This window comes from Pantoea sp. JGM49 (assembly GCF_018257655.1).
GTDB lineage: Bacteria > Pseudomonadota > Gammaproteobacteria > Enterobacterales > Enterobacteriaceae > Pantoea > Pantoea communis.
Map to the genome: position 1 here is coordinate 124763 of NZ_JAERJM010000012.1, position 13857 is coordinate 138619.

Annotated in this window: 9 protein-coding genes and 1 tRNA gene; 2 read left to right on the forward strand and 8 right to left on the reverse strand. The window is 56.8% G+C overall.

Going from position 1 to position 13857, the window contains the following annotated elements; translation table 11 throughout:
• Nucleotides 1-96: 96 nt before the first annotated feature.
• The 5 genes from JK231_RS19565 to JK231_RS19585 form a co-directional block, all read right to left on the reverse strand.
• The gene (locus tag JK231_RS19565; RefSeq protein ID WP_211729283.1) at nt 97-1497 is read right to left on the reverse strand and encodes an efflux transporter outer membrane subunit; all 1401 of its coding nucleotides are present in this window, start codon (nt 1495-1497) and stop codon (nt 97-99) included.
• The gene (locus JK231_RS19570; RefSeq protein WP_211729284.1) at nt 1487-4621 is read right to left on the reverse strand and encodes an efflux RND transporter permease subunit; all 3135 of its coding nucleotides are present in this window, start codon (nt 4619-4621) and stop codon (nt 1487-1489) included. The genes JK231_RS19565 and JK231_RS19570 overlap by 11 nt, the downstream gene beginning before the upstream one ends.
• 9 nt (nt 4622-4630) lie before the next feature.
• Complete coding sequence (locus JK231_RS19575) at nt 4631-5767, reverse strand: efflux RND transporter periplasmic adaptor subunit (protein ID WP_097118004.1); 1137 nt, start codon at nt 5765-5767, stop codon at nt 4631-4633.
• A 199-nt stretch (nt 5768-5966) separates the two neighbouring features.
• Nucleotides 5967-6155: a hypothetical protein gene (locus JK231_RS19580; protein WP_058961818.1), complete on the reverse strand. Its 189-nt coding sequence runs from the start codon at nt 6153-6155 to the stop codon at nt 5967-5969.
• A 425-nt stretch (nt 6156-6580) separates the two neighbouring features.
• Nucleotides 6581-6970: a penicillin-binding transpeptidase domain-containing protein gene (locus JK231_RS19585; protein WP_153012330.1), complete on the reverse strand. Its 390-nt coding sequence runs from the start codon at nt 6968-6970 to the stop codon at nt 6581-6583.
• An 81-nt stretch (nt 6971-7051) separates the two neighbouring features.
• On the opposite strand from JK231_RS19585, the gene JK231_RS19590 reads away from it, so the two are divergent.
• Nucleotides 7052-7164 (forward strand) — tRNA-OTHER (locus JK231_RS19590).
• A gap of 1433 nt (nt 7165-8597) precedes the next feature.
• Here JK231_RS19590 and JK231_RS19600 read toward each other — a convergent pair.
• Entirely contained in the window at nt 8598-10859 is a 2262-nt protein-coding gene (locus JK231_RS19600; RefSeq protein WP_211729285.1) for a molybdopterin-dependent oxidoreductase, read from the reverse strand.
• Between the two features lie 196 nt (nt 10860-11055).
• Here JK231_RS19600 and galR point away from each other — a divergent pair, with 196 nt between their 5' ends.
• On the forward strand, nt 11056-12057 hold the full coding sequence (galR, locus tag JK231_RS19605; RefSeq protein WP_034823157.1) for an HTH-type transcriptional regulator GalR: 1002 nt from the start codon (nt 11056-11058) through the stop codon (nt 12055-12057).
• 29 nt (nt 12058-12086) lie between these two features.
• Here galR and JK231_RS19610 read toward each other — a convergent pair whose 3' ends face one another.
• Complete coding sequence (locus tag JK231_RS19610) at nt 12087-12539, reverse strand: GNAT family N-acetyltransferase (RefSeq protein ID WP_211729286.1); 453 nt, start codon at nt 12537-12539, stop codon at nt 12087-12089.
• Complete coding sequence (gene lysA / locus JK231_RS19615; RefSeq protein WP_211729287.1) at nt 12536-13789, reverse strand: diaminopimelate decarboxylase; 1254 nt, start codon at nt 13787-13789, stop codon at nt 12536-12538. Before lysA ends, JK231_RS19610 begins: the two co-directional genes overlap by 4 nt.
• Between the last annotated feature and the right edge of the window lie 68 nt (nt 13790-13857).

Here is a 13857-nt window from a genome sequence, read left to right on the forward strand (position 1 = left end):
AGGGGATTATTTCAAAGGAAATCATCACTGCTTGTATTATCAGCTGAAGTGCCATGGAATTTCCATGGAGAAACCGTAAGGGTAACGTTAAGGCACTCAGGCCTTCCAACCGCCTCCTAAGGCTTTATACAAGGTGATTTTCTCGCTCAACTGGCCCAGATGTGCACTGATTAACGACTGCTGCGAACTGTAAAGCGATCGCTGGGCCACTAATACATTGAGATAATTGTCTACACCTTGCTTAAAGCGCATTTCGGAATAGTCGTAATCGCGTTGATTAGCACCAACCTCCTGTTGCAGCGCTGTCAGCTGATCCTGCCAGGTATCCTGACCGGCCAGCGCATCATTCACCTCTTTGAACGCGGTTTGAATCGCTTTCTCATAGTCAGCAATTTCAATGCGTTTCTCGATGTGCGCGATGTTGAGATTAGCCTCGTTTTTGCCGCCGTCAAAGATCGGCAGATTGATCGACGGCACAAAGGACCAGGCACCGGTTCCGCCGCCCAGCAAACTGCCGAGCGAACTGCTGGTCGATCCCCCAGAAGCGGTCAGCGTGATGCTCGGGAAGAACGCCGCGCGCGCTGCGCCAATGTTGGCATTCGCCGCTTTCAGGCTATGTTCTGCGGCCATGATATCCGGACGACGCGTCAACAGATCAGATGGCAAGCCCGCTGGCGTGGCCGGGAACTGCCAGTTGACGTCCAGCGTCGCGTGGGACAGCAAAGTGGCGGGCAGATCGGTGCCCACCAGCAAGCGCAGTGCGTCCACATCCTGACGTACCTGACGCGTATAGCTTGCCACATCCGCTTGGGCAGCCCGCACCGTGCTCTCTGCCTGCGCCAGATCCTGATCGCTACTGGCCCCGCCGTTGTAGCTGAGTTGCGTCAGACGATACGACTCTTGCTGACTTTTGGCGGTATTTTGCGCCAGATGCAGCAGATCGTTATCCGAACTCAAGGTCAGCCAGGCGGTGGCCACCTCCGAAATCAGCGAGATGCGCGTGGCGCGTTCGGTCGCGGCGGTGGACAGATAGGTTTCCTGCGCTTCATCACGCAAGCTCTGTAAACGACCAAAGAAGTCCAGCTCCCACGAGGTGACGCCCAGACCGGCGTTCAACTCGTGATAGGTCACCGCACCGCTGGTCTTGGTGTTATAGAGGTTGGCCGGTTCATGCGCCGAGGTCTGGCTGGCGGTAGCATTGATTGACGGCATTAACGCCGCACGCTGCACCGTGACGCTCTGCTGTGCCTCTTCGACATTTAGCGCCGCGACGCGCAGGTCACGGTTGTTGTCGAGTGACAGCTGAATCAGATTGCGCATCGTGGCGTCAGTGAAGAAGTTCTGCCACGGCAGATCCGCCACGTTGCCCACCGGCGTGGGCTGATCGTACTTCGCGTCTACCGGCATTGCGGGGCGCTGATAGTGGGGGGCCAGCGTACAGCCCGCCAGCGTCATAGCCAGCGGCAGCAGCGCCATACGGAAAGTTTTAGTGTTCATGCGTTGTCACCTCTGCGGATGCTTTTTTCTTGCGGGCGAAGAACTGCGAAACCACCACGTAAAACATCGGAACAAAGAAGATGGCGAGGAAGGTGGCGGTGATCATCCCGCCTGCTACCGCCGTACCAATCGAGTGCTGGCTACCTGCGCCTGCGCCGTTAGAGATAGTCAGCGGCAGCACGCCGAGAATAAACGCCATAGAGGTCATGATAATCGGGCGGATACGCAACCTGGCCGCTTCCACCGCCGCCTCAACCAGCGTTTTGCCTTCCCGTTCGTGCAACTCTTTGGCGAATTCCACAATCAGAATGGCGTTTTTCGCCGCCAGTCCCACCGTGGTGAGTAAGCCCACCTGGAAGAATACGTCGTTCTGCAAGCCGCGCAGCAGTACGGCACTAATAGTCCCGAGAATGCCGAGCGGCACCACCATGATCACTGAGAACGGAATGGACCAGCTCTCATACAGCGCGGCCAGACACAGGAACACCACCAGAATCGAGATGATATACAGCTGCGTGGTCTGGTTGCCGGACGCCTGCTCTTCATAGGAAATGCCGTACCACTGCACGCGGAAGCCTTTGGGCAACTGCTTCGCCAGCTGTTCTACTGCTTTCATCGCTTCACCGGTACTCTGCCCTGCCGCGGGCGATCCGAGGATCTCTTCAGAGGTCAGGCCGTTAAAGCGTTCGAAGTGTGGCGAGCCGTAAACCCATTTGCCGCTGGCGAAGGCGGAGAAGGGCACCATGGTGCCGCTGCTGTTGCGGAAGTACCATTTATCGAGATCGGATGGCGTGACGCGTGAATCGGCTTTACCCATCAGGTAAACCTCTTTCACACGGCCGTTATACATAAACTGATCGATATAGCTGGAACCCCACGCCACTGACAGCGTGTTGTTGATGTCGGTCATGCTCAGGCCCAGCGCGCTGGCCTTCTCGTCATTGATCTCCAGCTGATACTGCGGCTCATCTTCCAGTCCGTTCATGCGCACCTGCGCCAGATGCGGATCTTTGTTGGCCAGATCGATTAACTGGTGCGTGGCATCCATCATCTGCTGATGGGTGTGCGCGCCCGTATCCTGGAGATAGAGATCGAAGCCAGTGGCGTTACCCAGCTCCATCACCGCAGGCGGCACCATGGCGAAGATTTTGGCGTTTTTGTAGTTGGCAAAATGCGCCATCACCCGGTTCGCCAGATCCTGCACGCTTTGCCCGCTGTGGGTACGATCGCCCCAATCCTTCAGGCGCACGAAGGCCATGGCGTTACTCTGGCCGCGACCGGCAAAGTTAAAGCCCGCCACGCCAAAGGTGGTGGTGACCACTGAGGCTTCATTCTTCTGCAGGTAGTCATTGAGATCGTTGATCACCTGCTGCGTACGCTGTGAAGAGGAGTTCACCGGCAGCGTCATCTGCACCATCATCAAGCCCTGATCTTCTGCAGGCAGGAACGTGGTGGGCACACGCGTGAACAAAAAGCCCGTCACGCCGACGATCACCAGGTAGATCACCAGGAACAGGCCGCGACGGGAAATAACGTTGTTAACGCCGCGCGTGTAGTGCATCGCGCCGCTATCAAACTTACGGTTAAACCAGCCAGCAAAACCGGTGGTCTTGTGCTCCGCCGCCGAAGGTTTGAGCAGGGTGGCACAGAGTGCAGGGGTAAAGATCAGCGCCATGATCACCGACAGCGCCATCGCCGACACAATGGTGATCGAGAACTGGCGATAAATCACCCCGGTCGAGCCGGAGAAGAACGCCATTGGCAGCAGCACCGCTGACAGCACCAGCGCAATACCAAACAGTGCGCCCTGTATCTGCTGCATCGACTTGATGGTGGCGGTTTTCGGATCGAGATGTTCTTCGTGCATCACACGCTCGACGTTCTCCACCACCACGATGGCATCATCCACCAACAGCCCTATCGCCAGCACCATACCGAACATGGTCAGGGTGTTGATGCTGTAACCGAAGGCCGACAGGATGCCGAAAGTACCGAGCAACACCACCGGCACCACCAGGGTAGTAATCAGGGTGGCGCGCAGGTTTTGCAGGAACAGCAGCATGACGAAGAACACCAGCACCACCGCTTCGATCAGCGTTTTCACCACTTCTTCAATCGAAGCGCTGACCACTGGCGAAGTGTCATACGGATACTGAATTTCAACATTATCCGGCAGTGAGTCTTTGAGATCGGCTATGGTCTGGCGCACCGCTTTAGCGGTATCCAGTTCATTCGCCCCGGTGGCCAGACGCAATGCAATACCGGCGGCCGGTTTGCCGTTCATGGTGGCGTCAATGCCGTAGCTCTGCGGACCGAGCGCCACGCTGGCAACGTCTTTCAAACGCACCTGTGAGCCATCGCTATTCACTTTCAACAGCACATTTTCAAACTGCTGCACCGTGGTGAAGCGAGTTTTCCCCAGTACCGTGGCCTGCGTTTTGGCGCCCTGAATGGTCGGTAACCCGCCGAGTGAACCGGACGACACCTGCACGTTCTGGTTGTCAATGGCGGTGGTAACATCACTCGGCATCAGGTTGTACTTGTACAGTTTGGCGGGATCGAGCCAGATGCGCATGGCATATTCCGAACCCAGTACCATAAAGTCACCGACGCCTGGCGTACGCGAGATCGGATCTTCCAGCTTCGACACCAGCATATCCGCGAGATCGCCGTTGCTCAGCTTGCCGTCTTTAGAGATCAGCCCGATGACCATCATGAAGTTCTTTTGGTACTTACGGATGCGGATCCCTTGCTGGGTCACGTCGGTTGGCAACTGCGATTCCGCCAGCGAGACGCGGTCCTGTACCTGCACCTGGGCGATATCCGGATTGATGCCCTGGTTAAAGGTGGCGATGATCTGCGCACTGCCGTCCGAGGCACTGCTGGATTCCAGATAGCGCAAGCCATCCAACCCGTTCAACTGCTGCTCAATCACCTGCACCACGGTGTTCTGGGTGGTTTCGGCGCTGGCCCCCGGATAAGTCACCGAGATCGACACCGCAGGTGGGGAGATATTGGGATACTGATTGACCGGCAAACTGATGGCCGCAATCCCGCCCACCAGCATCACGATAATCGCGATAACCCAGGCAAAAATGGGACGTTCAATAAAAAACTTCGACATGCCGCCCCCTTATTGCGCTGCTGCGTCGGTCATCGACAGACTGACAGCGTTGGCAGATGGCGTGTCATGGGTGTTGGCAGCGGTGGTGGTGACTTTCGCCCCAGCACGCACACTTTGCAGATTGTTCACCACCACGTTTTCACCTTCGCTCAGGCCGGAGGTCACCAGCCATTCACCTTTGATCATCTCGCCGGTGTGAATGCTGCGCTGCTCAATGGTGTTATCGCTTTTCACCACGTAAACATACGGCTGGCCTTTGGTGTCATGCATGATCGACTCCTGCGGCACCAGAATCCCCTGCTGCTGAATGCCCTGCGGGAAGCTGGCGTGTACGTACATGCCTGGCAGCAGTTCATTATGCGGGTTCGGGAACACCGCACGCAGCACCACGGTGCCGGTGGCGGTGTCGACGTTCACTTCCGAGAACGCCAGTTTGCCCTGCTGGCCATACTGGCTGTTGTCTTCCAGAGAGAGTCCGACCGCCGCGGTGTTGTCATCCACTTTGGCGATCTTGCCGTCGGCTAAGGCACGGCGCAGACGCAGCAGGTCGGTGGATGACTCACTGACATCAACATAGATCGGATCAAGCTGGGTGATGGTGGCGAGATAGTCGGTCTGGCCGTTGGTCACCAGCGCACCGGCGGTATACAGCGAACGGCTGATATGTCCGGAGATTGGCGCCTTCACCAGTGTGTAATCAAGATTGACCTTAGCGGTTTCCACATCGGCCTGTGCTTCACGCTCTGCCGCAACGGCATCGTCGTAAGTCTGCTGGCTGATGGCGTGTGCAGAAGCGAGCGGCTGATAGCGTTTTGCCACCATCGCATCGTTTTGCCAGGTCGCCATCGCTTTGTCGTAAGCGGCTTTATAGGTCGCCGGATCGATCTGATAGAGCGGCTGGCCTGCTTTCACTTCGCCGCCTTCGGTAAACAGGATTTTCTGGATCACGCCGCTGACTTGTGGGCGCACCTGTGCGGTGCGGACCGCCGTGGTGCGGCCAGGCAGTTGTGTCACCAACGTAACGGGCTCAGATTTTAGGGCGATGACACCCACCTGGGGTGTCGCGGATGCAGCGGGCTTTGCTCCGCCCTGGTCACAGGCTGCCAGTAAAAACACCACGCTGGCAGAAAGAAGTTTCAGGCGCATAATTTTTCTCTGGATGAAAGGAGGGATAGTCACTGATGTGATGACATGCAAAAAATCATTGTAGGGAGGGAGTGATAAGGCGGTTGTTAAGGTTGCGTAAAATATATTTTCCAAAGGAAAATGGTAAACCTTTCGTGCCATAAATGGCTGTGAAAATTAGCTTTTTGCGGGTTTTTTACCGCCATGCAGAGCAACAGGTTTACCCTTTCGGCTCGATCCCGCGACGGCGCAGTTCGCGACGCGCCAAATCTTTCAACCAGCACGATAGCGTGATGTTTTCATCTTCGGTGACTTCGCGCAGTTGATCATGCAACTCCGGATGAATGCGTAACTGAAACGCCGTGGAGCGGCCCTCGCCTTTTGGCGTTCGGTCTTTGGTTTTTGGCATCGGGTCACACCTCAACGAATGGCAATAAAAAACGCCCCAAAGCCGCGCTACCAACACGGCAAGGGGCTGGCGAACCGAAATGGAATGCGGCATCGCGGTGCGTTACATACAGGTTACACGGCAAGATATTTTTATGTTGGCGGGGAAGTGTTAAGACTCAGACAAGAGGTGTGAGCGAGTTCGCTGAGTGCTGAATTTCAGGCAAAAAAAACCCACGCATCCGCGTGGGTCGGTGCAACCGAACAGGGTGAATACCTGAAGACAGGTATTGCTGCCGCAGCAGCCGATCTTCACACCAATCAATACCTCTGGGACTTTTATCGTCGCCGAAAGTGGTGTGAGAAAACAGCCGCAAATCGCAACGGAGTTCGGCGAAATGCAACGAGGTGTGAAAAGCACCTCACGGCAGTTACATCCTGATTTTACTAAGATTTATCCGAAGTCGGTTTGCTGTAAATGGCGTCAGGCGCAATGTTCATATGCTTCAACACCGGCCCCATAATGCTGCCGAAAATCGGCGCCGCTACCGAACCACCAAAGTGATCGCCCGCTGTCGGATGGTTGACCATCACCACCAGCGCCACCTCAGGATGGCTGGCAGGAGCAATACCGGCGGTGTAGTTAACGTAACCGCCATCGTACTTCCCGCTGGTGCCCATTTTCTCTGCGGTACCGGTTTTGGTCGCCAGGCGGTAACCCGGCACAGCGGCTTTGACGCCGGTACCGCCAGGCAATACGTCACTCTCCAGCATGTGCACCACGGTTTGCACGATTTGCGGATCGGCCACCTGCTTGCCCAACACCGGCGGTGTCACTTTGGTGATCGACAGTGGACGATATACGCCGTAAGAACCAAGCGTGGCGTATTCACGGGCGATTTGCAGCGGTGTGACGCGCAGGCCGTAGCCAAAGGCAAAGGTGGCGCGTTCGATATCCGCCCAGCGTTCACGGTGCAGCGGGAAGTAGCCCACGCTCTCGCCGGTTAACCCGAGTCCGGTCGGCTTACCCAGGCCAAACGCCTGATAGGTGTTCACCAGCGCTTCAGCAGGCATCGCCAGCGCAATGTGCGATACGCCGATATCACTCGATTTCTGCAAAATGCCCGTCATGGTCAGGCGCGGCCAGTGGCCGACGTCACGAATCAAGTGGCCGTTAACGCTGTAGGGTGTGGTATCGATCACCGAGTCAGCACGCACCAGATGACGCTCCAGCCCTTCCATCACCACCAGCGGTTTCACCGTTGACCCGGGTTCGTAGCTGTCATTGATCGCCGTGTTGCGCATCTGTGCAGGCGTGGCGTTATCGAAGTTGTTGGGGTTGAACGAAGGATAGGAAGCCATCGCCAGGATCTCGCCCGTATCAATCTTGATCAGCACTGCCGCACCGGAATCCGCTTTATTCAGCAACACGCCATCGCGCAGTTTGCTGTAGAGGGTGAACTGGTCAAACTTATCAATACTCAGCTGTACCGTTGGCGGCTGCTTCGGCGGCTCGTAATCCAGCATCGCCACGATATTACCCTCTTTGTCCTGACGATAAACCTCTTTGCCCGGCTCGCCTTGCAGCACGTGGTCGAAACCTTTCTCCAGTCCGTTCAGGCCATTGCTGTCAGCACCGACAATGCCAATTAACGGCGCAGCGGCTTCACTCATTGGATAGAAGCGGCTGTCGTTGTATACCGAGCTGATGCCCTTCAGGTGCAGTTCGGCGATGTCTTTGGCGATGCCCAGTTCGATTTTACGGCCAAGATAGAGGAAGCGTTTTTTCGGGTTCGCGGTGATCTGCTCACGCAACTCTTCCGGACGTAAGTTCAGCGCCGAGGCAAGATAGGTCCATTTGGCGTTGGTAAAGTCGGGATTGGCTTCCAGCAAGCGCATCGGGTCGGCGATGATATCGCGCGCCGGTACGCTCAGTGCCAGTGCCTGGCCATCACGATCCAGTAAGGTGCCACGGTTGGTGGGCAAGGTGACGGTGCGCAGTGAACGCTGATCGGCCTCGTGCTCCAGCATCGGATGCTTAATCAGTTGCAGGTCACCGACGAAGATCAGCAGCAACACCATGCAGCTGAAGACACCCAGACAAATCAGGCGAAAACGAAACGGGTTAAATGGGGCTTTGATCTGGTCTTTTCCCAGAAGTTTTTTTATACGGGGCATAGCATTCCGCTGCAATAAACAGTTTTTTCAAGCTTGTTATCCGCAGTTATAAAGAAAGGTAAAGCGAGTTGACAGGAAAACTGTGTTTCAGTTCGTTAGCGGGAACGACAGGCAAAAAAAACCTGCGCATCTGCGCAGGTCGGTGTAATCAAGAAAACTTTTTGATGTTCACCCATCAATACCTCTGGGACCCTGACTGTAGCAAGGTGGCATGACGGTTCTCCATCTCTCAAACGCAACAGTTACCCGCAAAATGTAACCAGCAGTGAGATTGTTAGCACCCCATTCACATCAGGTGTTTTTTGATTTCCACCAGGCAACTCATGGCGTTAGGGCCTTGCGTCAGTGACGAGGTGCCGATGTCCAGCGTCAGTACATTGGGGTTACCGGCACGGTCCCACGGCTGCCAGGTGCGGCCGAATCCGGGATCAAACCAGGCGCCGGTGGCGATGATCACTACTCCCGGCGTTAAGCCATCAGTGAGACGCACACCGGCCAGCATGCGGCCACGTGCGTTACTGACTTCAATCTCATCGCCATCGACGATTTGGCGAGCCTCAGCGTCCTGTGGATGCATATATAAGGTTTCGCGCCCGGCAGTTTTATTCGCCTGCACCGTGGCGGTGGCGTCCATCTGGCTGTGCAGTCGATCCGAGGGCTGAATCGAGATCATATGCAGCGGGAAATCTTCGCTCAGCGGCGCGCCCAACCACTCCTGTGGCTCGCGCCACTCCGGGTGTCCGGCAAAATCTTCCAACTGATAATCGGCAATGGTCTGGCAGAACAACTCGATTTTGCCGCTGGCGGTCTGGATCGGATGCGCAATCGGGTTAGCGCGGAAATCATCCATAAACACATAAGGCTTGCCGCCTTCCGGGATCTCAACGAAACCACGCTCCCAGAATTCACCAAACTCCGGGAAGTGAATATCTTTACGCGCGTGCGCCTCCGCACACTGCTGATACAGGTGCTCAATCCACTGCATCTCGTTGCGCCCTTCGGTGAACACCTCGCGGTAGCCAAGTCGATCGGCGATATCCGCAAAGATATCGAAGTCATGACGCGCCTGATGCTGCGGTTTCACCGCCTGATGCATCGCAAACACAAAGCGATCGCGTGAAGATCCGCCGATGTCGTTGCGCTCCAGCGTGGTGGTGGCGGGTAACACGATATCCGCCATCTGCGCCGCCGGGGTCCAGACGATATCCTGCACGATAACGGTATCCGGGCGCTGCCAGCCTTCCACCAGGCGGTTAAGCTGCTGATGGTGGTGGAACGGATTACCGCCAGCCCAGTGCACCAGATGGATATCGGGATAGTGCAGGGTTTCGCCCTGGAAATGGTAAGGCTGGCCGGGATTGAGCAACATATCGCTGATGCGCGCGACCGGAATCGAGAAGTTGCCGGGATTCGGCCCGGTGCTCATCATCGGCGCGGGCCCTTCCTGACGCGGATTGCCGACGCTGTTCATCGACCCATGACCAAACGAGAAGCCGCCCCCCGGCAAGCCCGGCTGACCAAGCATTGAAGAGAGCGCAATCATCATCCAGTACGGCTGCTCACCGCGATGGGCACGCTGTACCGAGTAAGAACAGGTGATAAAGCTGCGTTTGCCAATCAGCTGCTGTGCCAGTAACGCGATACGCGCCGCCGGAATGCCGGTGATGGCACTCGCCCACGCCGGCGTTTTGGCGATGCCGTCGCTTTCGCCCAGCAGATATTCACGTAACTGCGGCCAGCCGGTGCAATGGCTGGCGAGGAAACTTTCGTCCAGCGCATTGCGGCGGGTGATTTCGAAGCCAAGCGCCAGCATCAACGCCACATCGGTATTCGGGCGAATCGGAATCCACTCGGCATTCACAAACGCCGGGCAGTCATCGCGCATTGGGCTGATGTTGATGATCGGCGTGCCTTTGGCGCTGAGTTGCTCCAGCGCCGGTTTCAGGCTGTGCTGTCCGGCACCGCCCGACGCCACCTGGGCATTTTTCAGCGCCAGACCACCGAAGGCGATAAAGATGTCGGCATGTTCCACCACGCTCGGCCAGTCGGTGACGCGGCCGGTGAGCGGCATATAGGTGCCAATTACGTAAGGCAGGAAGAACTGCGCGGCGCCCCAGCTATAGTTGCCCTGCTGATCCACCCCGCCGCCGCCCTGGAAGTAGAAACGACGGATCAGGGTGCGCGCATGGTTAACGCGTCCCGCCGAAGACCAGCCATAAGAACCGTTGAAAATACCCGATGCGCCGTATCGATCGCGCACGCGGCGATTCTCTTCTGCCACCAGATCCAGTGCGGTATCCCAATCCACGGCGACAAAATCTTCACGTCCACGCAGCGTGCGATCGCTATTCTCACGCGACTTTAGCCATGAACGACGTACCATTGGCTGGCGGATACGCTTATCCGAGTAGACCAGTTCCGGGATGGTGTTGAGCATCGGCGACGGATCGGCGTCAGCAAAAAAGGGCTCACAGCCAATCAGGCGGTCGTTTTCCGTGACGGCAGTAAATGCGCCCCAGTGCGCCAGGTGTGGCACGCGTGTTTTCATGGTTATTGGGTCCGGCAGACAGGTCTGAATCGTGCTGGCAGCATACCATGCCGCCCTGACGCGCTGAAGTCTGGCTGTGAGCGCCTGATTTTCCGCACTTTTGCGACAGCGCTGGCATTCTCGCGGGTTGCTACAGGTACTGTTTTCCGTAACACTGATGGGATGTGTAAACGTTTTCCCGGATGCAAGTAACCGCATGGCTACCATTAAGGATGTTGCCCGCATGGCCGGGGTATCGGTCGCGACCGTTTCCCGCGTCATCAATAATTCGCCCAAAGCCAGCGAGAGTTCACGTCTCGCCGTGACCCAGGCAATGGAGCAGTTGCAGTATCACCCGAACGCCAATGCGCGTGCGCTGGCACAGCAATCCACCGAAACCCTCGGTCTGGTGGTGGGTGACGTTTCCGACCCGTTTTTCGGCGCGATGGTGAAAGCGGTCGATGAAGTCGCCGGTGCCACCGGCAACTTCCTGCTGATTGGTAACGGTTACCACATTGAGCAAAAAGAGCGTCAGGCGATTGAGCAACTGATGCGTCATCGCTGCGATGCGCTGGTAGTACACGCCAAGAAAATTCCTGATGCCGACCTGGAAGTGCTGATGAAGCAAGTGCCGGGCATGGTGCTGCTCAACCGACTGCTGAAAGGCTTTGAATCGCGCTGCATCGCGCTGGATGACCGTTACGGTGCCTGGCTGGCAACGCGCCATCTGATTCAGCAAGGTCATACGCAAATCGCCTTTATCTGCTCGACCCACCCTATTTCTGACTCCGAAGACCGCCTGCAAGGTTACTACGACGCGTTGAAAGAGCACGGCTTACCGTCCAACGACCGCTTAGTGGCGTGGGGCGAGCCGGACGAAGTCGGGGGTGAACAAGCGATGACGGAATTGCTGGGGCGCGGTAAGCAGTTCACAGCGGTGGCCTGTTACAACGACTCCATGGCGGCTGGCGCGCTGGCGGTGTTGAGTGATAACGGCATTCGCGTGCCGGAAGAGATGTCGTTGATTGGTTTTGATGATGTGCTGGTGTCACGCTATGTGCGTCCACGTTTGACCACGGTGCGTTACCCGATTGTCACCATGGCGCAGCAGGCGGCGCAGTTGGCGCTGGCGTTAGCCAACGGCACGGAAATGCCAGAAGTGACCAATATGTTTAGCCCGACGCTGGTGAGAAGGCATTCGGTGAGCGGACCGGGTTGATCTCCAGGTGCGCTTCAATGCGCACCGGGTCACAAATACTGCGAATAGACCTTCACCCGCACATCCGGGAACTCCAGCGCATCACACTGATACTGCCAGCCAAAGCGCTCGTAGTAGCCGCCGAACGTTGACCACAGCCACAGCTTTTCATGCCCGCGCTCGCGGGCATAATTCAACACATGCTGCTGCAGCGCTTCACTCAGGCCATTGCCGCGCGCATGTTCATCCACATACAGCGCGGCGATCCACGGATAGAGATCCTGACGGCTGATGAGATCACAGCGCCAGAATCCCACCGTGCCCAACGGCACATCACCATCCAGCGCCACGAAAGTCACCGGATACTCGGCACCGTTCAGGCTGCTGCGCACAATGCTGTCGTAAAACTCGCGCGACGTTCCCTCGCCAAACGCCTGCCACAGCCAGTCGGTAATATGACTGGCGTGATGTGGGACTTCACTGAGTGGAACAATGTTGATCACATCAGCTCCAGCGCCAGCAGCTCCTGAATGGTCTGCGCGCGACGAATTTCACGCGGAGCGCCATTCTCAAACAGCACTTCCGGAATCAGCGGACGGCTGTTGTAGTTGGAAGACATCGAAGCGCCGTACGCGCCGGTGTCGTGGAACACCAGATAATCGCCGACCTGCGTCGCAGGCAGTGCACGCGTCTCGACTTTACCGCCTTCCAGCTGGGTGAACACATCGCCAGACTCGCACAGCGGCCCCGCCACCACGCTCTCCACCGTTGCATCACTCAATGCACGACCATCAGCTGGCAGCACAGAAATGTGGTGATAGCTGCCGTACATCGATGGACGCATCAGATCGCTGAAACCGGCATCCACCAGCACAAAGTGACGGCTGCCCATCTCCTTAACCGCACGCACCTGCGACACCAGCACGCCAGACTCCGCCACCAGGAAACGACCCGGTTCGATCTCCAGTTTCACCGCATGACCAAGATGCGCCGCAATGCGGTCACGTGCGCCACTCCACAAACCGAAATAGTGCTGGGTATCAATAGATTCTTCACCGAAGCGATAAGGAATCGACAAACCACCACCGGCTGAAATTGCTTCCAGATCCTGACCAAATTCGATGACCTGATCGACCATCGCGTCACACACCTGCTGCAGGTGGCCGTAATCAACACCGGAACCGATGTGCATATGCAGACCCACTAATTTCAGGCCGTGCTGCTGAATCGCTGCCAGCGCCAGCGGCAGATCGCTATGCCAGATGCCATGCTTGCTGTTCTCGCCACCGGTATTGGTTTTTTGACTGTGCCCATGACCAAAACCCGGGTTGATACGCAGCCACACTTTATGGCCCGCAGAGACCGCGCCAAGCTGATGCAGCATATCCACAGAACCGGCATTGACCGGCACTTTTAACTCCGCGATACGCGCCAGGGTTGGCTGATCGAAGACGTCAGCGGTAAAGACGATATCTTCGCCACCCGGCTGGAAACCGGCGGCCAGCGCGCGCTCAATTTCACCCAGGGAAACGGAATCGACCTTCACGCCTGCGGCACGCATCAGGCGCAGAATGTGGATATTGGAGCAGGCTTTCTGGGCGAAACGCACCACGTCAAACGCACTCAGCTGGGCAATACGCTGCTGAATGATGGCGGCATCGTAGGCCCAGAATGGACCAGCATAGCGCTGTGCCAGCGGCAGTAAATTAGCGGCGGTCAGGGCCGTTTCGTTGTTGTTCAGTGGACGTGGCATCTCAATTCTCCTGTGTCTTTACCACTATTTAGCCACAGCAAGACGATTCAGAAAAATATCTGTTTTAG